Consider the following 23114-nt stretch of genomic DNA (forward strand, 5'->3'; position numbering starts at 1 on the left):
CGCTAGCATCGACCGGCGGCGCATTGCACGCCGCCCTCATCAAGACAAGGGAGAACCGGAATGAAGGTATCGATGCTGCTGTATCCGGTCGACGACATCGACACGGCGCTGCCGCTGTTCGTCGACGGACTGGGCCTGAACGTGAAGTTCCGCGACGGCGACCGCTATTGCGCGCTCGACGGCGGCCCGCTGACGATCGCGCTGGTCGCGGGCGACGAGCAGATCGTCGAGCGCGCGGCGCTCACGCTGCGCGTCGACGAGGACGACGACCTGTATGCGGCCATGGCGCGGGTCGTGAAGGCCGGCGCATCGGTGCGCGTGCCCGTGCAGGCCGGGCCGCACGAATACCGCGCGGTGCTGGAGGACAAGAACGGCGCGCTGCTCGTGATTTCGCAGAAGCGGTCAGCCTGACGACGCGCGGCGCGGGCACGCCGCACGCAACACAGGCGCAAGCGGCGTTACGCGTCCGCGCCCGACGCGCGCAGGTCGCTGGTTTCGAGCAGCTCGAGCAGCGTGCCGGCCGGCTGGCTCAGCCGCTTCGCGGCGAGCGCGATGAATTCGACGTCCGGCAGCACGGGCAACCCGTCGCCGTTCACGGGTGGCGCAAGGCCACGCGCGGACAGGTATTGCGACGTCGCGGTCAGCCCGAGCCCCGCACGGGCGGCCGCGATGCAGCCCGGCTGGCTGCTGCTCGAACACACGACTTCCCAGCCGATCCCCTTTTCCGCGAGCGCATTCAGCACCACCGCGCGCGTGACGCTCGGCTCGGCCACCAGCACGAGCGGGAGCGGCCGCTCCAGGTCGACGACGGTGCCGGGCCGCGCGACCCATTCGAGCCGTGCGCGCAGCAGCGGCGTGCCGCGCCGCTCGCCGAGCCGCCGCTTGCCGATCATCAGATCCAGCGCGCCTGCATCCATCAGTTCGTAGAGCCGGCTCGTCATGCCGGTGGTGATTTCCAGCGCGACGTCGGGATGCGCAGCGCGGAACCCGGCAAGCACGTCCGGCAGCGCGACGAGCGCGAGGTCGTCGGACGCGCCGAGCCGCACACGCCCCTGCAGCCGCGGCTTGCGGAACTGCGATTCCGCGCGGTTCAGCGCCTGCAGGATCACGTTCGCATGCACGAGCAGCGCCTCGCCGTCGGCCGTCATCGCGATCGAATGCGTGTCGCGCACGAACAGCCGCCGGCCGACGCTCTCTTCGAGGCGACGGATGTGTTCGCTGACGCTCGACTGGTTGAGCCCGAGCTGCCGCCCCGCTTCGGTGAAGCTGCGGCAGTTCGTGACGGTCGCGAAGGTCTTGAGCCAGACGGGATTGAGCATTCCGCATTGTCATCGGCAATTCCGATGACAGTCAATGTCTTGAGGCGGCTTCCCGATGACCACCGGAATCGGTACCATCGAGCGCTTGAAGTCCGGCAGGCGCCGCGCGACCGCGCACCGGCGCACCTGCGCCGGGCTTTCGCACCACCGATTTCGCCATGTTCCGGGAACCCACACACTCCGCGCTGCTCTGGATCGTCGCCGCTGCATTCTTCATGCAGTCGCTCGACACGACGATCGTCAACACCGCGCTGCCTTCGATCGCCCAAAGCCTGCATGCGTCGCCGCTCGCGATGCAGCCGGTCGTGGTCGTCTACACGCTGACGATGGCGATGCTCACGCCGGCGTCCGGCTGGCTCGCCGACCGGTTCGGCACGCGCCGCGTGTTCTCCGTCGCGATCCTCGTGTTCGTGCTCGCGTCGATCGGCTGCGCGGCGTCGCACACGCTCGGCCAGCTCGTCATTGCGCGCGCCGTGCAGGGCATCGGCGGCTCGATGCTGCTGCCGATCGGGCGGCTCGCCGTGCTGCGGCGCGTGCCGGGCGAGCAGTACGTCGCGGCGATCGCGTTCGTGTCGATCGCCGGCCAGCTCGGCCCGATTGTCGGGCCGACGCTCGGCGGCTGGCTCACGCAGGCGATTTCATGGCACTGGGTGTTCATCGTCAACGTGCCGGTCGGCGTGGTCGGTTTCATCGCGGTGCAGCGCTACCTGCCGCACGACCAGGCGACGCAGCCGCCACCGTTCGACTTCGTCGGCTGTGCGCTGCTGTCGGTCGCGATGATCGCGCTGTCGCTCGCGATCGACCCGCCCATGCCCGCGCATCGCGCCGCGTGGGCGGCCGGGCTCGCCGTGGCCGGCCTCGCGAGCGCGCTCGCGTACCTGCCGCATGCGCGGCGGCGCGCGCAACCGCTGTTCCGGCTCGGGCTGTTCCGCGAGCCGAATTTCGGTTCCGGGCTGCTCGGCAACCTGCTGTGCCGGATCGGCACGAGTTCGGTGCCGTTCATGCTGCCGCTGCTGATGCAGGTGCAGCTCGGCTATACGCCGCTGCAATCGGGGTTGATGATGCTGCCGGCCGCAATCGCAGGCGTGATCGCGAAACGCTGGATCGCGCCGCTCGTGAAGCGCTTCGGCTATGCGGCGTTTCTGGTCGTGAATACGGCAATCGTCGGCTGCGCGATCGCGGGATTCGCGCTGGTGTCGGCGCGGCCCGCGCCGGTGCTGGAAGGTGTGCTGCTGATCGTGTTCGGCGCGGCGAACTCGATGCAGTTCGCGGCGATGAACGGCGTGACGCTCAAAGGGCTCTCGCATGCCGACGCCGGCAGCGGCAACAGCCTGTTCACGATGATGCAGATGCTCGCGATGGGCCTGGGTGTGTCGATCGGCGGCGGGCTCGTGAACCTGTTCGCCGCCTATTGGGGCTCGATGGCGCACGGATTCATGCTGTCGTTCGCGTGCATGGGGGCCGTCACGTTGCTGTCGTCCGCCGTGTTCCGGCGGATCGATACGGCCGCACCGCCGACCCATGCGGCGGCACGATCGTCCGCGTAAGCGCGGCCGTCAGTTCACCTGACGGCGTTCGACCACGCGCTTGAGCACCCAGCGGATCGACGAACCGTCGGCCGGCGGCTGCGCGACGTGGTATTCGTCGATTTCAAGCGTGTACAGGTAACCGGGCTGATAGGCGAACCCTTCGATGCCCGCGTACCACAGGCTCCACGGCTCGCTCGGGCTGCTGCGCACCTGCAGGCACTCCATCGGCGCGACGCCCATGCAGCGCGCGGACTGCGGCGCGACATAGACGGTCCTGGTCACCGGCTTGCCGTCGGCCGGGCGGGCCGCATTCGGTGCCGTGGCGGCCGCGTCGGTCTGGCATCCGGCGAGGAGCGTGCTGCCGGCAATGACGGCCGCGCCAAGCAGCGTTCGGGTCTTGTGAATCATCTGATGTGCCTCTGGAAGCGTTGGAGGGCCGATTAGACGCCCGGCGCGGCGAGAAAGTTCACAATTACCTTACAGAACGTGCCCGCCCCCCTCATTTATGGGATGTCGCGCCTATCCCGATACGTTACCGTGTTCCGGTGCCGCCGCGCGTATCGCCGCCGGTGGCCGAACGTGCACGCCAAGCGCATCGCGACCCGGCGGCCGAAACAGGAGACAACCCGAATGACCACGGCGCCCCCGGCCCTGCCGCCGAACCTTGCCCAATCGAAACTGACGCTCGAGCAGTTCGACGCTTTGCTCACGAAAATCTACGAAGGCCCGCTCGAGGACGTGCCGTGGGGCGCCGCACTCGAGCAGATCCGCGTGCACCTCCACGCGAACTACGTGACGATGATCCTGCGCTGGCCGGCCAGCGGCCATACAGGGCTGATGATCAACGCGTCCGAGGAGAGCGCACCGCTGACGGGCGTCGCGTCGTACAACAACTATTACTACGCACTCGATCCGTTCGTGAACCTGCCGGCCGATCGCGTCGTCACCGTCGACGAACTGCTCGGCGTCGGCGTGTGGCGCAACAGCGCGATGTATGCGGAATTCCTGCAGCCGTTCGACGTCGGCTATCTGATGGGCGCCGACCTGCGCACGCACGACGGCGTCGAGTGCCGCTTTCGCGTCTGCCGTTCGCATCGCGGCCACGCGTTCTCCACAGCCGACAAGGCCGTCTGCAACGCGCTGCTGCCGCACCTGAAGCGCGCGGTGCGGCTGCACGCGAAGTTCGGGATGGTCGAATCCGAGCGCACGCTGTATGCCAGCACGATCGACCGCATGCTCGTCGGCACCGCGATTCTCGACGAGCGCGGCACGATCATGCGGACCAACTCCGTCGCGGACGAGATCTTCGCCGAATGCGACGGCCTGCGCGTGCGCGGCGGCACGCTCGAAGCGTCGTATCCGCTGGAGGACCGCAAGCTGCAGAAACTGATCCGCCAGGTGCTCGCGGAACGCACGGGCGTCACGCCGTCGGTCGCGCACGCGATCGCGGTGCCGCGCCCGTCCGGCAAGCCGCGGCTCGGCGTGCTGATCCGTGCGGTGCCGTTGAGCGAGTGGTCCGAGGACAACCCGCGCCGGCCGGCGTGCGCGATCTTCATCCGCGATGCCGAGCGCAAGTCGCAGGCGTCGCACGACATCGTGCGCAAGCTGTTCGACCTCACGCCGGCCGAGACCGCGCTGGCACTCGCGCTCGTCAACGGGCAAACGCTCGAGGAAGCGGCCGACGAACTCGCGATCAGCAAGAACACCGCGCGTTCGCACCTGCGCGCGATCTTTTCGAAAACCGGTGTCACGCGGCAGGCCACGCTGGTGCGGATGTTGTTGAACAGTGTGCTGTCGCTGGGGTAACGGGCGCTTCGTCACCGGCCAGTCGATCGCCTCCGACGGCGGTTTCACCGTGCGGTGATCGTGTACCATCGGCGCTTCCCGATACGCATTGACGCGCTGCCGTCGTCCGCCCGGCCATGCCCGCGCGGTTCGTGCAGCGCGCCTCCCTTCGCATGCCCTCACCCGTTCCGTCCGACGCCGCGCTGCGCCCGCTGCCGATCGATACGCTGACCGTGCCGGCCTCGCTCGACGGACGCACCGGCTCCAACCGTTCGGGCAGCGCGCATCCGCAGATCGCCGCGACCAACGATCTCGACGCCGTGCGCGCCTGGCTCGCGCGCTTCGTCGACACGCCGACCACGTTCCAGAACTACCGCAAGGAAGCCGAGCGTCTGCTGCTGTGGGCCGTGATCGCGTGCGGCAAGCCGCTGTCGTCGCTCACGCACGAGGATCTCGTCGTCTACCGGCAGTTCCTGCTCGCGCCCGCGCCGGCCGACCTGTGGTGCGCAAACGGCGGCCGCAAGCATCCACGCGACGATCCGCGCTGGCGGCCGTTCTACGGGCCGCTGTCGGCGGCCAGCCAGCGGCAGGCGCTGGTGATCCTGAACGTGATGTTCTCGTGGCTCGTGCAGGCCGGCTATCTGGCCGGCAACCCGCTCGCGTTGTCGCGGCAACGGCAGCGCCGGCCCGCACCGCGCGTCACGCGCCATCTCGGGCAGCCGCTATGGCAGTCGGTCAAGGACGCGATCGCCGCGATGCCGCGCGACGATGCGCGCGCGTGCTTCCATGCGGATCGCGCACGCTGGCTGTTCACGCTGCTGTATCTCGGCGGGCTGCGCATCACCGAAGCGGCCGATACGACGATGGGCCAGTTCTTCTGCCGGCGCGACGCGAACGGACACGACCGCTGGTGGCTCGACGTCACGGGCAAAGGCGGCCGGCAGCGGCTCGTGCCGGCCACCGGCGAGATGATGGCCGAACTGTCGCGCTACCGGCGCGCGCATGGCCTGCCCGCGCTGCCGTCGGACGGCGAGCCCACGCCGCTCGTGCTGCCGGTCGGCCAGGCGCGCAAGCCGCTCACGCGTGCGGCGCTGCACAGGATCGTGAAGCAGGTGTTCCGGCACGCGGCCGACCGGCTGCGTGCGAACGGCGAAGCCGGCGCACACGCGGCTCGGGTGCTCGAACAGGCGTCCGCGCACTGGCTGCGCCACAGCGCAGGCTCGCACATGGCCGACGGCCGCGTCGACCTCCGGCTCGTGCGCGACAACCTCGGCCACGTGTCGCTCACGACGACGAGCCAGTACCTGCACGCGGACGACGACTGGCGGCATCGCGAGACGGAAGAGAAACACCGGATCGGGTGGTAGCCGGCATCCGCACCACGCCGTACATCACGCCCGGTCAGTACACGCCCACCCAGTGCCCGGGCACCCACGCCCAGTGATTGCCGGCCCAGCGGTAATGGCCCTTCGCCCAGCGATAGCCAGGCGCGGGCGGCGGCGGCGCCACTTCGACGAGCGGCGCCGGCTGCGGCGGCCGCACGGGTTCGACCACGCAGGCGGACATCAGCACGGCACTCGCGCTCACCAGCACGGCAAGCGAAGCGGATCGGATCTTCATCGTCAATTCTCCCTGTTGTGTGTGTAATCGGTCGGCGGGCACGAACGCGGCATGCGCCGCGTCACGCAGTCCCGTGAATCAGGCCGCTCATCGGCCGCGTCGCGCCGCTTTCCGCGAACAACGCGGCTGCGGTGCGGCGTGGATCGAGACGCAGGCTTTCGGCAGCCGCGCCCGAGATCAGCGCGTCGAGCGACGCAGTCGGCTTCAGGTCGCGCCCTTCGTACAGGTCGCCCGGCCGCAGCCCCGGCCAGTCGGCGATCACGCGGCCGCCGGCGACCGCGCCGCCCGCGAGCATCGCAACCGATGCCTGCCCGTGATCGGTGCCGCCCGTGCCGTTCACCGCGGCCGTGCGGCCGAACTCGGTCGCGACCAGCACCGTGGTCTGCTGCCAGACGGGCCCGAGGCCGTCGCGCAGCGCGGCGAGCATCGTGTCGAGCGCCTTCAACTGATTCGCGAGCCGCGCGTTCTGCGCGCTGTGCGTGTCCCAGCCGCCCGTCTCGATCATCGCGATCCGCGGGCCGTCGTCGCGCGCGAGAAACGTCGCGGCGAGCTTGCCGACCCCGGCCGGGTCCTGGCGCGCATGCGCATCGCCGGCGAGACCGCGTGCCTCCATCGCCGACTGCCACAGCGGGCCGAGCTGCGCGTCGGCTTCGTAGAGCGCGGACACGCGCGCAAGCAGGTCGTCCGGCGCGGCCGGCAATCCGGACGGCGCATACGACGCGGCCTGCACGGTGCCGCGCAAGGCGAGCGGCACGGTCGGCGCAAATGCAATGGCGCTGTCGCGCGTCGCCGGCAGCAGCGCGGCGAGCCGGTTCAGCCAGCCGTCCTTCACCTGGTAGGGCGCACGGCCGCCGGTTTCAAGCACGTTCTGGCCGTCGAAATGCGAGCGGTCGCGATACGGCGACGCGATCGCGTGGACGAACAGCGCCTGCCCGTCGCGGTACAGCTGCGCGGTCTGCGTCAGCGACGGATGCAGCGCGAACGTGCCGTCGAGCCGCGTCGCGGCCGTCGTGTCGATCGCCAGCGGGCCGCGCAGCGACGCATACGCGGGCTCCGCATACGGGACGACGATGTTCAGGCCGTCGGCCGCCCCGCGCTGGATCACGAACACGAAACGCCGGTCGGTCGCGACGTTCGCGAACACGATTTGCGGTGCGACGAGGATCGCGCCCGCGCCGGCGGCGGCTACGCTCAGGAATTGTCGGCGGGACAGTGCCATGGTCATCTCCGTTGGAAATCGGGCGAAACGAGCAGCAACGCGAGCGACGTGGTCGCACTCTCCGCACGCGACAGCGCAGTCGCGGTCGGCGCGCTCATCGAACCGGCAAGCAGCGTGCCGCCGAGCGTGCGCGGGTCGAGCCGGTCGCCCGTGCGCGCGGCGAGGCGCTGGGCGATCTCGACGCGGCGCACGAGCGCGTCGGGCGCGGCCCAGCTCGCGGCGACGTCGTCGTAGCCGGCCGGCGAGCCCGGCCGCCATACCGGCTGGCCGAGCTGCGCGAGCAACGGCGCGGCCTTCAGGTCGCCCGTATCGCGCCAGCCGAGCCCGCGCAGCGACGACACGGCCCACTCCCACGGCGTCTTGAACTTGCGGTTGACCGGCGACCACGCTTCAGGCGCATCGACAAGCGCGCGATAGACGGTCGGCAGATCGCCGCCGCTCGCATCGAACGCGCGGGCCAGCCGGTCGGTCAGCGCGGGCGGCGGATTGTCGGCGACGAAATGACGGGCGAGCTGGAACGCGATGTGCCGGCCGGTTGCGTCCGAGCGTGCGAGGTCGTGCAGGATCGCGCGCGCCTGCGCTTCGCCCGGCTGATCGTAGGTGCGTCCCATCACCGTGCGCGAGCCCGGTTCGTGCAGCTTCGGGCGGAACACAAACGCGCCGGGCGCCGCATCGCCCGGCTGCGGCCCGCGCCCGCCGGCGATGCTCCAGCCGGTCAGCGCACGCGCGAATTCCGTCACGTCGGCTTGCGTGTAACCGGTGCGCACGCCGAGCGTATGCAGTTCCATGATTTCGCGCGCGAGGTTCTCGTTGAGCCCGCGCTTCGCCGACGGATTGCGCGCTTCGGCGCGCAGCGCAGCCGGGCTGTCGGGGCCGACCGAGCGCGCCTGGTCGAGAAACACCTGCATCGCGGGATGCTGCTCGACGGCGACGAGCATGTCCTCGAAGCGGCCGAGCACGTGCGGGCGGATCGCGTCGCGTTCGAACGCGCCCGCATACGCGGCCACCTGCCCCTTGTCGACCGATACCGCGAAATGGTTCGCCCAGAAATGCACGAGACGTTCGACGAACGGCGCGGGCGTGTTCAGCGCACTGTTCATGCGTGCGGCGACGGCGCTGCGATACGCGTCGTAGCCGTCGCGCCGGATCGATTGCGCGGTCGCGCGCTTCGCGGCTGCGTCGTCGCCCGTCATCGCGTTGCGCGCATTCGCGAAGCGCGTGGCGAGCGCGATCGCGTCGGGCTCGTCGGCCCACGCGGCAGGCCGTACGTCGTAACGGTCGAATTGCGCGACGAGCGCCGCCTTCGGGTCGGCGGGCGGCGCTTCGTCGGCCCGCGCGCCGAGGCCGAAGCGGTTCAGCGCGATCGCGGCTGGCGTGGTGTCGTTCGGGTGGTCCATGACGGGCTCTCTTGCGGTGCGTACCCACGTTCAACGCGGAAACACCGGGAAATCCGTCGCGGAAACGAAAAATAATCTTGATCGGCGGAAGTCGCGCAGTGCGATCGCGTCGGTCATCGATGGACAACGACCGCGCGATCGACCGGAACCCGCGCACGCATTGCGCGTGACCGACAGCACTCGACGGCGACACGCAGCTCGCGTGTCGCCCCCGGCGCGAGGATTTACTGGCTCGCCGGCGCGCCCTGCTTCTTCTGCAGCTTCGGCGGCAAACGCCAGTTGCCGCTGCGCTGCAATCCATCGACGAACTTCGCGCGCTCGTCGGGCGCCAGCGTCGCCGCGAAATCGACGACGCTGCGCTCGACCTGGGTACGCATCGCCGTATCGGCCGCGCGTGTGCGGTCAAGCGCGGCGTCGATCGCCGCGCGATCGAGTTGCGGCGCGGCGAGCAGATCCAGCACGGTGATCCGGCCGTCGCGCCCTTCCCGCGCAAAATCGCGGCCGTCCTTGCGCGCCGCCTTCAGCGCGGCGGCGAACTCGCGCTGCCGTGCGTCGGGCAATTCGTCTGCCGCGAATCGCAACGCGGTGCGCGATGCCGGTGCGCCTGCCGCATGCAGGTCGCCATGCGTCGAGAACCACTGATAGGCGCCGCCGCCGATCGCGCCGAGCATGAACACGTTCAGCACGACCGAGCCGACGAGGATGAATTTCCAGCCACGTTCAGTCATTCGTCACTCCAGTCCACGCTCGGACCGCCGAACGTCGTCGTCAGATAGCCCGGTTCGTGCTGCGACGTCGGTGCGCTGCCGAGCATCAGCATCGACACGGCCACCGCGCCCGCAAGCGCACCGGCCAGGCCGACACCGGCGAACGCCGCACCCGACCACCACACATTGCCACGCCGGCGCGCACGCTGCGGCGCGGGCGCCGTCGCGACGATACGCTCGACCAGCGACGGAGCGGGCGGTGCGACCGTGTCGTACGCGAGCCACGCATCGAGGTCGGCCGCGTCGTCCAGTGCGAGCAGCGCTTCACGCGGGTTCGCTTGCGCCCACGCCTCGGCGGCCGCGCGCTCGCCGGCCGGCCAGCGCCGCGCGTCCGAGCCGTACGCGGCGACGATGGTACGAAATCGTTCGGGTGTCATCGCTTGTCCTCGCTTGGTGGGTCGCCGGCCAGTTGCGCGCGCAGGTTGCGCCTCGCGCGGGCCAGCAGGCTTTCCAGCGCATCGACGGTGATGCCCATCAGGTTGGCCGCTTCCACATTCGACATTTCCTGATAGTACTGGAGCACGAGCGCCTCGCGCTGCCTCGGCGGCAACGCAGCCAGCGCCTGCCGCACGCGCGCGTCGCGCGAACGCAGTTCCGCATGCGCGGCCGGCTCCGGTTGCGTGTCGGGCACGTCGGGCAGCGTATCGACGGGCTCCTCGCGCCGGCCGCGCAACCGGTCGTAGCACAGGTTCAGCACGACGCGATGCAGCCACGTGTCGAAGCGCGCCTCGCCTTCGCGCCAGCGCGGCGCCTGGTTCCAGATTCGCAAGAACGTCTCCTGTGCGACGTCCTCGGCTTCGTTCCGGTCGCCGAGCATGCGCGTCGCCAATGCGAGCAGCCGCGGCAGCTTGCGCGCGACGAGCACGCGCACGGCCGACGAATCGCGCGCGCCGACGCGCGCGACGAGTTCCGCGTCCGGATCGCGGTCGCTACGGTCGTTCAACGCCGCCTGCTCCGTCGCGCGGCGCGCGGGCGCCGCACTGTCACGGCAGGTGTACCCGCCGCCCGGCTGAAGCTCATCGTCGTGCTCTCCTTGCATGCGTCGGGCCATCACCGGACGGCGCCACTCCGACTGTTCGCCAACGCCGTGCGCATCGCGCCCTGCGTCGCACACGGCGTCGGCCATGTCCGTGTCATCGACATCCGGTTCGCACGGCATATCGATCCTGTCTGCCGGCCGCGCGACCGTCGGCCGGCGCGCTCAATATACGACGACCGGCGCCGGCCGGTAATACACCGGACGGGCCGGCACCACGACGCAGCCGGCCAGCACGAAGGCTGCAACCGCCAGTATCACGACGGTTCGGAAAGGCATGGCTTCGACTCATGAGGTGGCGTGAAGAATCCGCCGCGCCGGCAACACGTGCCGCGCGACGGCGTACGCGTCAGGCCCAGTGACCCGGCACCCAGCGCCAGGCCGGGCCGCGTGCGGCCCAGTGCCCGGGCACCCAGTGGTAACCGACACGCACCATTTGCCAGTGGCCCGGAATCCAGACGTAACGGCCCTGCCGCCAGTGCCAGTGCCCCTGGTCCCATACGTAACCCGCGCGCGGCGCCGGCATCACCTCGACGCGCGGCGGCGGCGGTGCGTAAGGCGCGACGATGACGGCCTGCGCGAATGCGGCGGAGGCCGCGAGCGCGGCCACGCATCCGGCGGCGAATCGCAATGGCACAGAAAGTTTCATGAAAGACTCCGAAGTAACGGGCATCGACCGGAAGCGGCCGTTCATGCGTTAAACGGCGCGGGCGAAAAAATTCCGTCGCGGAATCTGCAAATAAATCTCGTGAGGATCGAACGGAGGTCGAAGCGGGCCGGCTGCCGCGATGCGCGACCCCGCGGTTGCCGTCCTGTCACACCGCGGCAAAACTGCCCTTCGACAATGCATGCGACCGGGATCCCGCTCGTTTCCGGCCCACGCCCCGGCCGTGCTCTCGCATGGCCGCGCGGTTCCGCATCTCGCGTCCCCATCAACGAAAACACCGACCATGTCGAACCAGGACACTCTCCCCGATCAGCCGAACGAGCCGGCCGCCTCCGTGTCGCGTCGCGGCTTCCTGAAACTCGCCGGCGTCTCCGGCCTCGCCACCGCTGCCGGCGGCCTCGCGGCCGCCCGCGCCGCCACGTCGACCCCGGACGGCACGCCGGAACAGGTTCACCTGACGTGGGGCAACGACCCCACGTCCGATGTCGTGATCTCGTGGGCGTCGCTCGCATCGGCCGTCAATCCGCGCGCCCGCATCGTCGCCGACGGCGAGCCGGCGCGCACCGTGCACGGCGTCCAGCGCCTCTACACCGACGGCCTGAACGGCGAGACGGTGTTTGCGTACCACGCGCGCGTGCACGGGCTGAAGCCGAATACGCGCTACCGCTACGAGATCACGGCCGACAACGACAGCAATGCCGCGCAGCCGTTCTCCGCGAACTTCTCGACCGCGCCGCGCGGCCGTGCGCCGTTCCGCTTCACGAGCTACGGCGATCTCGCGACGCCCAACGGCGCGTGGGTGCTGTCGTCGCCGCAGAGCCGCTTCGCGGTGCAGGCCGTCGAGCAGTTCCAGCCGCTGTTCCACCTGCTGAACGGCGACCTCTGCTACGCGAACCTGAACCCCGGACACCAGCCCGAGGTGTGGCGCGATTTCGGCAACAACAACCAGACGTCGGCCGCGAACCGCCCGTGGATGCCGTGCCCCGGCAATCACGAAATCGAGTTCAACAACGGTCCGCAGGGGCTCGACTCGTATCTCGCGCGCTATACGCTGCCGGAGAATGGGACGCACTTCCCCGGCCGCTGGTACAGCTTCCGCGTGAGCTCCGTGCTGTTCGTGTCGCTCGACGCGGACGACGTCGTGTACCAGGACGCCGCCGCGTTCGTCGGCGGCCCGGCGCCGCTCGTGCCGGCCGCGAGCACCGGCCGCCCGCCGATCGAGCCCGGCACGTCGTTCTACGTGCGCGGCTACAGCAACGGCGAGCAGACCCGCTGGCTCGAACGCACGCTCCGTCATGCCGCGCACGACGACGACATCGACTGGATCGTCGTGCAGATGCACCAGGACGCGCTCAGCTCGTCGAAGACGGGCAACGGTTCCGACAAGGGCATTCGCGAAGCCTGGCTGCCGCTGTTCGACCGTTACGGCGTCGATCTCGTGCTGTGCGGCCACGATCACGACTACGAGCGCAGCTATCCGGTACGCGGCTGCAATCACCGCGCGGGCGTCGACGCGACGACCGGCGAAGTGGTCGAGACGCTGCAACCGCGCCCGGTCGGCTCGAACGATCCGGACCGCACGAAGTTCGACACGAGCCACGGCACGATCCATCTGATCCTCGGCGGCGGCGGCACCAGCGCACCGCTGGACGTGTACGGCGAAAACCCGTCGACCGGCTTTGCCCAGGCGAAGGTATTCACGAAGCCGAACCGGCCGGTGCCGGGCACCGCGCCGAACACGTTCGTGCGCCAGCCGGCCGACGCGCTCGAGGATGCGATCTGGTCCGCGCGCCGCGACACGGGCACCGGCTACGGGATTGCGGTGTTCGACCACGATCCGGGCAAACCGGGCGGCCATACGACGATCACGATGCGCTACTACCACGCGCCGGGTGCCGACCAGCACCCGACCGCGCAATACGAGCTGTTCGAAACGATCGAGCTGAGCAAGAAGCGGCACGAGCGGTGATTGGGCCGGCGCCCGCTGCGGCGGGCGCCGGTTGCGTGGCCGTCGACGGACGGGATGCGGTGGCCCGGGTTAGACTGCCCGCCTCGCACACCGGCCCATGCAGATGAGCTTCGAATACCGCATCCACACGACTCCGTCGGCCGCCGCCTTCCATGCCATCGCGAATGCGCTGCGACAGGCGCATGGCGACATCGACATCGATCCCGCCCGAGACCGGCTCGAGGTTCGGGCGGACACCGGCGGCTGGCCGCCGATCGGACTGTCTGCCGACGAAGACGGCTTCTTCCTGGTCACGACGCTCGGGCCAACGCGGAACGCCATGCTCGACTCGATCGGACATGCGCTGTCGGCGATCGGCGCAGTCTGGCGCATCGATGACGCATGACCCGCGGCCCCTTCCAGCGACTCGCCTGACCCGGCCGCACACGCCGCTTCGCTCCAGCGTCGACGCCCGCCGTTCGGCCCGCGCGGCTCCGCCTCTATAAGCTACACATATCCGGACGCGACAGGCCGTGTCCGCACCTGCCTCGTCCGTGCGCCAAGATAACGCGTAAACCCTTATTTTTACTTGGTCTATTCTCAACCTAAACTGTGTCTACAGTTTGTAGACAATGAAATCATGTCGAGACAGAAGCTTCAGACTGCCGCGCCGGATGCCGAATCCGGCGGTTCGGCAGATCGCAAGAACATCATGGCGGAGACACTGCGGCGGCGCATCGTGAGCATGGAGCTCGCGCCCGGCGCCGTGGTAGACGAGCTCGCGCTCAGCGAGGAGTTCGGGCTCTCGCGCCCGCCGGTACGCGAGCTGATGCGCCAGATGGCGGCGGAAGGCTATCTCGAGCTCGAGCCGAACCGGCCGGCCCGCGTGTCGCCGATGGGTTATCAGTCGCTGCGCAGCTTCTTCCTGGCCGCGCCGCTGATCTACGTCGCGACCACGCAGCTGGCGGCAAGCCACGCGACGGCGGAAGAAGTGGAACGGCTGAAGGCGATCCAGGCGCAGTTTCGCGCGGCGATCGAGCAGAACGATCTTCAGGCGCGCGTGCTGCAGAACGACGCGTTCCACTTCGAGATCGGCCGGATCGCGCGGAACGCCTACCTGATGCCGAGCCTGCGCCGGGTGCTGATCGACCACGCGCGCCTCGGCAAGATTTTCTACCGCTCGCCGACGACGAGCGACATGCAGCAGGACCTGGAAAAAGCGGTGGAGCAGCATGACGAGATCATCGAAGCGATTGCGCAGCGCGACGCGCAGCGCGCCGGTGAACTCGTCCGCAGCCACATGGAGCTGTCGCGCCGCCGCATGGCCGAGTACGTGATTCCCGAAGGCCTCGACGTACCTATCCAGTTTTAATCACCGCGCAAGACGGTGCACGTTCGATCGTGCGCCGATTCTTCATGGTTACGATTAGTACTCTTTACAGATATTGGATTCAGGAATGCAGAATGTTACATCGCTTCCCTCCGACGACAGGATGTGCGGCTGGTATCACACCAGCCGGCAGCGCCAGCCCAGGCCGTCGCACAGCGGGGAATCCGGCGCACGCTGGGCCGTCGTCGGCGCCGGTTTCACCGGCCTCGCAGCCGCCCGCCAACTGGCACTGAATTTCCCGGATGACGAGATCATCCTCGTCGATGCGCAGGAAGTCGGCTTCGGCACGTCGGGGCGCAATGCCGGTTTCGCGATCGACCTGCCGCACGACATCGGTGCCGACGACTACATCGGCGACATTCCGACTGCCCGTACGACGCTGAAACTGAACGTGCTCGGCCAGACGATCCTGCGCAGGCTCGTCGCCGAGCACGGCATTGACTGTGCAATGAGCGCGTCCGGCAAATACCAGGCGGCCGTCGAAGCACGCGGCATTGCCGTGCTCGACGCGTACCGCCGCGGCCTCGACAAGCTCGGGCAACCTTACGAGATGATCGAAGGCAAGCATTTGCCCGACCATATCGGCACGTCGTTCTACCGGAAAGCACTGTTCACGCCCGGCACCGTGCTGATCCAGCCATCGGCGCTCGTGAAAGGACTGGCCGACTGCCTGCCGCCGAACGTGACGCTGTACGAGCACACCCCGATCACCGACGTCGAGTACGGCGAAAGGATCGTGCTCGCACATCGCAACGGCCGGATCACGGTCGACAAGCTGGTGCTCGCGAACAACGCGTTCGGCATGCATTTCGGCTTTCTGCAGCACACGATGCTGCCCGTGTTCCTGTATGCGAGCCTCACGCGGCCGCTGACCGGCGCCGAACAGGCGCAACTGGGCGGCAAGCCGTTCTGGGGCGTGATTCCGGCCGACCCGTACGGCAGCACGCTGCGCCGCACGCACGACAACCGCATCCTGGTGCGCAACAGCTTCAGCTTCAACCCCGACGGCCGCCCGCGGGAGAAATACCTGCCGCGTTTCGCCGACCGGCATCGGCTGTCGTTCGAGCGCCGCTTCCCGATGCTGCCGGAAGTCGAGTTCGAATACACGTGGAGCGGCTCGCTCGCGCTGTCGCAAAACCACAAGGGCTTCTTCGGGCAACTTGCGCCAAACGTCTATGGCGCACTGTGTTGCAACGGGCTCGGCATCACGCGCGGTACCGTGACGGGCACCCTGCTCGCCGACTGGCTGGCCGGCAAGCGCAGCGACCTGATCGATTTCCTGCTGGAAACGTCGGGACCGAACCGCACCCCGCCGCAACCGTTCCTGTCGATCGGTGTCAACGCGACCCTCTGGTGGGGCCAACGCAAGGCGGGACTCGAAAGCTGAACCGGCTGAGACGAACGTAGCACCGGCAAGAAGCCCCTGGAAAATCGATACAGATTCACGCATTACGCTTAGTACACCACATCAATAAATCGCGCGATCGTATTCCGCACTCAATTTCATGGAAGGAGACAGGCAATGTCAACGAATCGCAACTCCATCGAGGATGTCCCGCTCAATGGATTCCATCAGCTGCTCACGATCCGCTCGGGCGGCGGCTGGCTCATGGACGGCTATGTGCTGAGCATCATCGGCGTCGCGATGGTGCAGTTCTCGGCCGCACTCAGCCTGACCAACTTCTGGCAAGGCATGGTCGCCGCATCCGCACTGATCGGGATTTTCTTCGGTGGCTTCCTCGGCGGCTGGTTCAGCGATCGGCTCGGGCGGCAAAAGCCGTACTTCTTCGGCCCCGTCATCTTCTTCGTCTGCTCGCTTGCGCAGCTCTGGGTCCAGTCGGGCGAAGCGCTGTTCGTGCTGCGCTTCCTGATCGGCATCGGCGTGGGCATCGAATACCCGGTGGCCGGCTCGCTGCTCGTCGAGTTCATGCCGCGCAAGTATCGCGGGCCACGCCTCGCGATGCTGACGATCATCTGGTTCTTCGGCGCGGCGCTCGCCTATATCGTCGGCAACATCATCCTCGGCAGCGCCGGCCCCGACGCGTGGCGCTGGGTGCTGGCCAGCCCGGCCGTGATCGGCCTCGTCCTGTTCGTCGTGCGCATCGGCACCCCCGAATCGCCGCGCTGGCTGCTCAGCAAGGGCCGCATCGCCGAGGCCGACGATGTCATCCGGAAAGTCTACGGCCCGTCGTTCTCGGTGAAGAACCTGCCGGAAGAACAAGCCGGGAAGAAGATCTCGCTGTGGGCACTGCTGCACTCGGGCTACGGCAAGCGGATGCTGTTCGTGTCGGTGTTCTGGAGCTGCTCCGTGATTCCCGTGTTCGCCGTCTATTCGTTCGCGCCGCGCGTACTCGAAGCGCTGCACCTGACCGGCAAGTGGGAATCGTTCGGCTCCGTCGCGATCACGCTGCTGTTCGTGGTCGGCTGCATCATCGCAACGCGGATCATCAACGAACTGGGCCGCCGCGCGATGGTGATCCACAGCTTCCTGTGGTCCGGCCTCGCGCTGCTGGGCCTCGGTGCGTGCGCCGGTGGCTCGGCCGTACTGATCCTCGTGCTGTTCGGCGCGTATGCGGTGCTGATCGGCGGCGCGCAGGTGCTGCAGCTCGTGTACCCGAACGAAATCTTCCCGACCGACATCCGCGCGTTTGCGGTCGGCATGGGCGCGTCGCTGTCGCGCATCGGCGCGGCCGTCGGCACCTGGCTCGTGCCGATCGCGCTGCAGACCGTCGGCATCGGCAACACCATGTACGCCGCTGCTGCCGTCTCGTTCGTCGGGTTGGCCGCCTCGCTCGCACTGGCGCCCGAGACGCGCTCGCTCAGCCTGCAGGAAGCCGCGTCGCTCAACCACTGACCCCGTCACCCGCGCGCTGCCGCGTTCGCGGCCGCGCGCCTTTCGTCAACCCGACTGTTTCCATTTCCGCGGAAGAACATCATGAATTTCGAAGGCATCTACACCCCGGCCATCACGCCCCTGAACGACGCCGGCCAGATCGACAAGACCGCATTCGCCGACGTGATCGAATCGCTGATCGCGGCCGGCGTGCACGGCATCATCATCGGCGGCTCGACCGGCGAGTACTACGCGCATACCGCACAGGAACGCTTCGACCTCGGTGCGTGGGCGCGTGAAGTGATCGGGTCGCGCGTGCCGCTCGTGATCGGCACCGGCGCGGTGCGCACCGAAGATTCCGTCGAGTACGCGAAGGCAGCGAAGGCCGTGCGCGCCGACGCGATCCTGGTCGGCTCTCCGCCCTATGCGCTGCCCACGCAGCAGGAGAACGCGGCACACGCACTGGAGATCGATCGCGCAGCCAACCTGCCGATCATGCTGTACAACTACCCGGGCCGGATGAGCGTGTCGATGGACCGCGAGTTCTTCCGCACCGTCTGCGACGCATCGAAAAACATCGTCGCGATCAAGGAAAGCTCGGGCCAGCCGGGTCAATTGCACATGCTGGTACGCGAGTTCCCGAACATCAGCGTGTCTTGCGGCTGGGACGACCAGGCACTCGAATTCTTTGCATGGGGCGCACGCAGCTGGGTGTGCGCAGGCTCGAACTTCCTGCCGGCCGAGCACATCGCGCTCTACCGGGCGTGCGCGATCGAAAAGGATTTCGACAAGGGCCGCCGGATCATGTCCGCCATGATGCCGCTGATGGATTTCCTCGAAGGCGGCAAGTTCGTGCAATCGATCAAGTACGGCTGCGAACTCGCGGGGCTGCATGCCGGCGGCGTACGCGCACCGCTGCGCGCGCTCGACGAACAGGACAAGCAGGCGCTGGCCGCGATCGTTGCCGGCATCAAGCGTGAAGTCGCCGCCGTCACCGGAGGCAACGCCTGATGGCCGACCTGCTCAGTGCGTCCGAATACGCGGCGCTGGCCGCGGACCTGCGGTTCCCGACCGGGCCGTTCATCGATGGCGCATTCCGCGCGTCCAGCACCGGCGACGCGTTCGCGACCGTCAATCCGGCCACCGACGCCGTACTCGCCCACATTGGCGCGTGCAACGCCGCCGACGTCGACATCGCGGTCGCCAATGCGAAGCAGGCATTCGACGACGGCCGCTGGCGCAAGCTTGCGCCGTCGCGCCGCAAGGCCGTCCTGCTGAAGTTCGCCGATCTGCTCGAGCAGCATGCGCACGAACTCGCGACGATGGAAAGCCTCGACAGCGGCAAGCCGATCCGCGAGTGCCAGAACACCGACGTGCCCGAGACGATTCATACGATCCGCTGGCACGCGGAGCTGATCGACAAGATCTACGACAACACGGCCCCTGTCGGCAGTCATGCGCTGGCGCTGGTCGTGCGCGAACCGATCGGCGTCGTCGGGCTCGTGCTGCCGTGGAACTTCCCGCTGCTGATGCTCGCGTGGAAGATCGGCCCGTCACTCGCGGCCGGCTGCTCGATCGTCGTGAAGCCGGCAAAGGAGACCACGCTCACCGCGCTGCGTGTCGCGGAACTCGCGCACGAAGCCGGCGTGCCGGCCGGCATCTTCAACGTGCTGCCGGGTGGTGGCAAGGAAGTCGGCGAGCCGCTGGGCCGGCACGCGGACGTCGACATGGTGAGCTTCACCGGCTCGACCGACACCGGGCGGAAGTTCCTCAAGTACTCGGCCGAATCCAACCTGAAGCGCATCGTGCTAGAGTGCGGCGGCAAGAATCCGGCGGTCGTGCTGCCCGATGCGCCCGATCTCGACGCGGTCGCGCAGCACATCGTCAACGGTGCGTTCTGGAACATGGGCGAGAACTGCTCGGCGTCGTCGCGGCTGATCGTCCACGCCGACATCAAGGACGACCTGCTGCAGCGGATCGGCGTGCACATGCGCGAATGGACGATGGGTAACCCGCTCGACCCGGCGCACCGCATCGGTGCGATGGTCAGCAAAGCCCACTTCGAGAAAGTCCGTTCGTACCTCGTGCAAGCCGAAGCGGAGCGCCTGCGCGTCGCATTCGGCGGCCGGACCGGCGACGGTATTTTCGTCGAGCCGACGGTGGTGGACGGCGTGAGCCCGCATAGCCGGCTGTTCCGCGAGGAGATCTTCGGCCCCGTGCTGTCGGTGACGACGTTCACCGACATCGGCGAAGCGATCGCACTCGCGAACGACTCGGTCTACGGGCTCGCCGCATCGGTCTACACCGGCAACCTGAACCACGCGATCCGGCTGTCGCGCGACATCCGTGCGGGTGTCGTGACCGTCAACTGCTTCGGCGAAGGCGACGTGACGACGCCGTTCGGCGGCTACAAGGAATCCGGGTTCGGCGGCCGTGACAAGTCGGTCTGGGCGCACGACCAGTACACCGAGATCAAGACCATCTGGATCGACGTCCCCGCGGCCCCCGCGTAAACGCGCCGCGTTGCATGGCCGGTTGCGGCCGCCGCCTCGTGTGGCGAACGCAACCGGCTTGTTCCGTTTGCGATCGCAGCACGCGCGAACGGCCCCGTATCATCCGAAATCGAATTGGCATGTTGAAACAGGCAGGAAGCATGAAACGCAAGAACAAGGCAACGCTCGCCGGGCTCGGCGCGGTGCTGTTATGGGCCTCGGTGGTCGCGCTCGTCCGCGGCGTCAGTGAAAGCCTCGGCGCGACCGGCGGCGCCGCGATGATCTATACGGTGGCGACCGTGCTTCTGCTGTTCACGGTCGGCTTCCCCGACCTGAGCAAGTTCCCGAAAAGCTATCTGCTCTGGGGTGGCCTGCTGTTCGTTTCGTACGAACTGTGCCTCGCGCTGTCGATCGGCTATGCGAGCAACGGGCAGCAGGCGATCGAAGTCGCGATGGTCAACTATCTGTGGCCGAGCCTCACGCTGGTCGCCGCCATCGTATTCAACAAGCAGCGCGCAAACCTGCTGGTCGTGCCGGGCGTCATGCTGTCGATGCTCGGCATCTGCTGGGTGCTCGGCGGCGACCAGGGCCTCGATCCGGCCGGCATGCTGCGCAACGTCGCGGACAATCCGCTGAGCTATGGCCTCGCATTCATCGGCGCGCTGATCTGGGCCGGCTATTGCACGGTGACGGCCCGCCTCGCCGACGGCAAGAACGGCGTCACGCCGTTCTTCATGCTGGTCGCCGCCGTGCTCTGGATCAAGTTCGCGATCGAGGGCGGCGGCGGCATGACGTTCAGCGCTCACTCGGTCCTGTATCTCGTGCTGGCGGCGTCGGCGCTGGGGTTCGGCTATGCGGCCTGGAACACCGGCATCATGCACGGCAACGTGACGGTCATCGTCGGCGCGTCGTACTTCACGCCGGTGCTCGCCGCCGCGCTTGCCGCGACGCTGCTGCACGCGCCGCTGTCGGTCGAGTTCTGGCAAGGCGCATTGATGGTGTGCGGCGGGTCGATCCTGTGCTGGCTCGCGACGCGCGGCCGGCGCCGTGAAACGGTCGAACCCGTTCGGGTCGGCAAAGAAGCCGAGGGCAACTGTCACGGGTGACGATGCACGGCGCTTTCGGCAAGCGCGCCGGACGATTGCCGGCTGTCCGCCGCCGCGCGCTAGCGTTGCGACTCCAGCGCAATCCGCGCGGCCAGTCCGGCCAGCACGGTGCCCATCAACCAGCGCTGCGCCGACGCCCAGAACGGTCGCCCCGCGAGAAAACCCGCGATCGAACCGGCGGCACAGGCGATCAGCGCGTTGACGCTGACGCTCACCGCGATCTGCACGCAGCCGAGCATCAGCGATTGCGCGAGCATGCTGCCGTGTCCCGGCGAAATGAACTGCGGTAGCAGCGACAGATACATCACCGCGATCTTCGGGTTTGCGAGGTTCGTCACGAAGCCCATCGTGAACAGCCTGGCGCGGCTGTCGTGCGGCAGTTGCCGGACCTGGAACGCAGAGCGCCCGCCCGGCTTCAGCGCCTGCCACGCCAGGTACGCCAGATACAGCGCGCCGGCAAAGCGCAGCGCATCGTATGCATACGGCACGGTCATCACGAGCGCGGTGATGCCCAGTGCCGCGCACACCATGTAGAACACGAACCCCAGCGCGACACCGCCGAGCGACACCAAACCGGCGCGGCGACCCTGGCAGATCGAGCGCGAAACCAGGTAAATCATGTTCGGTCCGGGCGTCAGCACCATGCCGAGCGACACGAGTCCGAACGCAAACAGGGTGGGCAAGGCCGGCACGGCAATCTCCTTCGACACACGACGAACAAGGTGCGATCAATGTATTGCATCTTTGTCATCCCCGGCATGAATAAAATGCAAGTCGCGCATGAACGGCGTTCATCGTGCCAGCTGGTTGTCAGCTGCCCTTTTTCGCGCGCGTCCGGATTGCCTTTCCTGCGTTCGCACGTTGTGCGTCGACGAGCCTCACGAACGCGTCGGTGACCGCGTTGCCTGCGGTGTTCCACGACAGCCGCACGGAGCGATGCAGCCTCGGCGACAACTCCAGCACGCGGCCGCCGAACGGCGTGTACGTGAGCGTGATGCGCGGAACGATCGACACGCCCATGCCGGCCTCCGCCATCGACAGGATGGTGCGCATCTCGACCACGTTGAATGCGGCGCGAAGCGGTGCGCCGCCGCGCGCGAAATAATCCGCGATCACCGGCCCGCACCCGGCCTTCGAGAAAATGAACGGTGCCGTGGACAACTGCCTGGCCGACACGCGCTTGCGGTCGGCAAACATGCCGTCCGCGGCCACCGCGACGAAATCCTCGTCGAGCAGTGCCAGGTTGTGCGCGAACGTCTTCGTGCCGGCCACCACGCCGACGTCGGCCGTCCCGTCGTCGATCCACCCTTCGACTTCGCTGTCCGTGCCTTCGAGCAGCACCGCCGATACGCCCGGATGCATCTCCTTCAACGCCTCGAGCGCGGGCACCACGAATGCCAGCGAGACGCTCGGCAGCGACGCGACCACCAGCCGCCCTTCGAGCTTGCCGCGCGACAGGCTGAACTGCTGGCGCAGCATCTGCGCTTCCCGCACCACGCTCTGGACGTACGGCCACAGGCGTTCGCCCGCCGCCGTCAGGACGACCGGCTGCCGGTCGCGCCAGAGCAGCTTGACCTCCGTGAGGTCCTCCAGCTCGGTCAGCGCATGACTGATCGCGGACTGGCTGCGGCTGAGCCGGTCCGCCGCGGCCGTCAGCGAGCCGAGCTCGACTACGGCCGCCAGGGCCTGCAACTGGGCGAGCGTCATCGGGTTTCCTTGTTCCGGGACCATGTACACCGCGCATGACGCGGGCTTGCGACGTGAATTATATTGAACCGGTGCCTCGTTCACCCGGAGGCCACACGCACCGCGCAGCGCGCGCCGGATGCCCGGCGCAACGCTCAGGTAAGATGCGTCCTCGAACCGTCGCTTCGATTGACTGCGCATCAGGCTTGCACGACAGGCCGTGCCATGCGTTCGGATCACCGGTTCACGCCAATCCAGAACAACATGCGTGCAGGATCGCAACGGGCTGCGTCGACCGCGCTCGCTGCCGGATCTGCCGC

General features: G+C 68.1%; 23 protein-coding genes. 12 read left to right on the plus strand and 11 right to left on the minus strand.

Going from position 1 to position 23114, the window contains the following annotated elements:
* The first annotated feature begins 60 nt into the window (after positions 1 to 60).
* Entirely contained in the window at positions 61 to 411 is a 351-nt protein-coding gene (locus tag OHZ10_RS27465; RefSeq protein WP_047903137.1) for a VOC family protein, read from the plus strand.
* A 47-nt stretch (positions 412 to 458) separates the two neighbouring features.
* Here OHZ10_RS27465 and OHZ10_RS27470 read toward each other — a convergent pair whose 3' ends face one another.
* Positions 459 to 1319 carry a LysR family transcriptional regulator gene (locus OHZ10_RS27470; RefSeq protein WP_059240411.1) on the minus strand — a complete coding sequence of 287 codons (861 nt, stop codon included), beginning with the start codon at positions 1317 to 1319 and terminating at the stop codon, positions 459 to 461.
* A gap of 158 nt (positions 1320 to 1477) precedes the next feature.
* Here OHZ10_RS27470 and OHZ10_RS27475 point away from each other — a divergent pair, with 158 nt between their 5' ends.
* Positions 1478 to 2866 carry a DHA2 family efflux MFS transporter permease subunit gene (locus OHZ10_RS27475; protein ID WP_342704961.1) on the plus strand — a complete coding sequence of 463 codons (1389 nt, stop codon included), beginning with the start codon at positions 1478 to 1480 and terminating at the stop codon, positions 2864 to 2866.
* Positions 2867 to 2875: 9 nt separating this feature from the next.
* On the opposite strand, the gene OHZ10_RS27480 is transcribed toward OHZ10_RS27475, so the two are convergent.
* Positions 2876 to 3256, minus strand: a complete 381-nt coding sequence (locus OHZ10_RS27480) for a DUF4377 domain-containing protein (RefSeq protein ID WP_059240409.1) — start codon at positions 3254 to 3256, stop codon at positions 2876 to 2878.
* A 222-nt stretch (positions 3257 to 3478) separates the two neighbouring features.
* Here OHZ10_RS27480 and OHZ10_RS27485 point away from each other — a divergent pair, with 222 nt between their 5' ends.
* Together OHZ10_RS27485 and OHZ10_RS27490 are read left to right on the plus strand one after the other, a co-directional pair.
* Positions 3479 to 4654, plus strand: a complete 1176-nt coding sequence (locus tag OHZ10_RS27485; protein WP_059240408.1) for a helix-turn-helix transcriptional regulator — start codon at positions 3479 to 3481, stop codon at positions 4652 to 4654.
* Positions 4655 to 4806: 152 nt separating this feature from the next.
* Positions 4807 to 6000: a tyrosine-type recombinase/integrase gene (locus OHZ10_RS27490; protein WP_059240981.1), complete on the plus strand. Its 1194-nt coding sequence runs from the start codon at positions 4807 to 4809 to the stop codon at positions 5998 to 6000.
* A 34-nt stretch (positions 6001 to 6034) separates the two neighbouring features.
* Here the strand turns inward: OHZ10_RS27490 and OHZ10_RS27495 are convergent, their stop codons facing one another.
* From OHZ10_RS27495 to OHZ10_RS27525, 7 genes are all read right to left on the minus strand, one after another.
* Positions 6035 to 6253 (minus strand): YXWGXW repeat-containing protein, encoded by a 219-nt coding sequence (locus OHZ10_RS27495; RefSeq protein ID WP_059240407.1) that lies wholly within the window; start codon positions 6251 to 6253, stop codon positions 6035 to 6037.
* Positions 6254 to 6314: 61 nt separating this feature from the next.
* Entirely contained in the window at positions 6315 to 7472 is a 1158-nt protein-coding gene (locus OHZ10_RS27500) for a DUF1501 domain-containing protein (protein ID WP_059240406.1), read from the minus strand.
* 2 nt (positions 7473 to 7474) lie between these two features.
* Positions 7475 to 8869 (minus strand): DUF1800 domain-containing protein, encoded by a 1395-nt coding sequence (locus tag OHZ10_RS27505; RefSeq protein WP_342704962.1) that lies wholly within the window; start codon positions 8867 to 8869, stop codon positions 7475 to 7477.
* A 224-nt stretch (positions 8870 to 9093) separates the two neighbouring features.
* Positions 9094 to 9597: a periplasmic heavy metal sensor gene (locus tag OHZ10_RS27510; RefSeq protein ID WP_059240404.1), complete on the minus strand. Its 504-nt coding sequence runs from the start codon at positions 9595 to 9597 to the stop codon at positions 9094 to 9096.
* Positions 9594 to 10013 (minus strand): hypothetical protein, encoded by a 420-nt coding sequence (locus tag OHZ10_RS27515; RefSeq protein WP_059240403.1) that lies wholly within the window; start codon positions 10011 to 10013, stop codon positions 9594 to 9596. Before OHZ10_RS27515 ends, OHZ10_RS27510 begins: the two co-directional genes overlap by 4 nt.
* Positions 10010 to 10795, minus strand: a complete 786-nt coding sequence (locus OHZ10_RS27520; protein ID WP_256086317.1) for an RNA polymerase sigma factor — start codon at positions 10793 to 10795, stop codon at positions 10010 to 10012. The genes OHZ10_RS27515 and OHZ10_RS27520 overlap by 4 nt, the downstream gene beginning before the upstream one ends.
* Before the next feature lie 226 nt (positions 10796 to 11021).
* Positions 11022 to 11321, minus strand: coding sequence for a YXWGXW repeat-containing protein (locus OHZ10_RS27525; RefSeq protein ID WP_059240402.1), 300 nt, complete (start codon positions 11319 to 11321; stop codon positions 11022 to 11024).
* A 301-nt stretch (positions 11322 to 11622) separates the two neighbouring features.
* On the opposite strand from OHZ10_RS27525, the gene OHZ10_RS27530 reads away from it, so the two are divergent.
* The 8 genes from OHZ10_RS27530 to yddG all read left to right on the plus strand — a co-directional run bounded on the left by OHZ10_RS27530 (position 11623) and on the right by yddG (position 21108).
* On the plus strand, positions 11623 to 13308 hold the full coding sequence (locus OHZ10_RS27530; protein WP_059240401.1) for a purple acid phosphatase family protein: 1686 nt from the start codon (positions 11623 to 11625) through the stop codon (positions 13306 to 13308).
* Positions 13309 to 13405: 97 nt separating this feature from the next.
* The gene (locus OHZ10_RS27535; protein WP_342704963.1) at positions 13406 to 13693 is read left to right on the plus strand and encodes a hypothetical protein; all 288 of its coding nucleotides are present in this window, start codon (positions 13406 to 13408) and stop codon (positions 13691 to 13693) included.
* Positions 13694 to 13927: 234 nt separating this feature from the next.
* Positions 13928 to 14659 carry a GntR family transcriptional regulator gene (locus tag OHZ10_RS27540; protein ID WP_059240399.1) on the plus strand — a complete coding sequence of 244 codons (732 nt, stop codon included), beginning with the start codon at positions 13928 to 13930 and terminating at the stop codon, positions 14657 to 14659.
* 85 nt (positions 14660 to 14744) lie between these two features.
* On the plus strand, positions 14745 to 16064 hold the full coding sequence (locus OHZ10_RS27545; RefSeq protein WP_256086314.1) for an NAD(P)/FAD-dependent oxidoreductase: 1320 nt from the start codon (positions 14745 to 14747) through the stop codon (positions 16062 to 16064).
* Positions 16065 to 16199: 135 nt separating this feature from the next.
* Complete coding sequence (locus tag OHZ10_RS27550) at positions 16200 to 17531, plus strand: MFS transporter (RefSeq protein ID WP_342704964.1); 1332 nt, start codon at positions 16200 to 16202, stop codon at positions 17529 to 17531.
* An 81-nt stretch (positions 17532 to 17612) separates the two neighbouring features.
* Positions 17613 to 18521 (plus strand): dihydrodipicolinate synthase family protein, encoded by a 909-nt coding sequence (locus tag OHZ10_RS27555; protein ID WP_342704965.1) that lies wholly within the window; start codon positions 17613 to 17615, stop codon positions 18519 to 18521.
* A complete protein-coding gene (locus tag OHZ10_RS27560; RefSeq protein WP_342704966.1) occupies positions 18521 to 20023 on the plus strand; it encodes an aldehyde dehydrogenase in 1503 nt (500 codons plus the stop codon). The genes OHZ10_RS27555 and OHZ10_RS27560 overlap by 1 nt, the downstream gene beginning before the upstream one ends.
* A gap of 140 nt (positions 20024 to 20163) precedes the next feature.
* Complete coding sequence (gene yddG / locus OHZ10_RS27565; protein ID WP_342704967.1) at positions 20164 to 21108, plus strand: aromatic amino acid DMT transporter YddG; 945 nt, start codon at positions 20164 to 20166, stop codon at positions 21106 to 21108.
* A 59-nt stretch (positions 21109 to 21167) separates the two neighbouring features.
* Here the strand turns inward: yddG and OHZ10_RS27570 are convergent, their stop codons facing one another.
* Together OHZ10_RS27570 and OHZ10_RS27575 are read right to left on the minus strand one after the other, a co-directional pair.
* Positions 21168 to 21800 (minus strand): LysE family translocator, encoded by a 633-nt coding sequence (locus OHZ10_RS27570; RefSeq protein WP_059240979.1) that lies wholly within the window; start codon positions 21798 to 21800, stop codon positions 21168 to 21170.
* 118 nt (positions 21801 to 21918) lie between these two features.
* Positions 21919 to 22815, minus strand: a complete 897-nt coding sequence (locus OHZ10_RS27575; protein ID WP_059240393.1) for a LysR family transcriptional regulator — start codon at positions 22813 to 22815, stop codon at positions 21919 to 21921.
* Positions 22816 to 23114: the final 299 nt, after the last annotated feature.

It is taken from the genome of Burkholderia arboris (assembly GCF_038723655.1).
In the GTDB taxonomy this organism is placed as follows: Bacteria; Pseudomonadota; Gammaproteobacteria; order Burkholderiales; family Burkholderiaceae; genus Burkholderia; species Burkholderia arboris.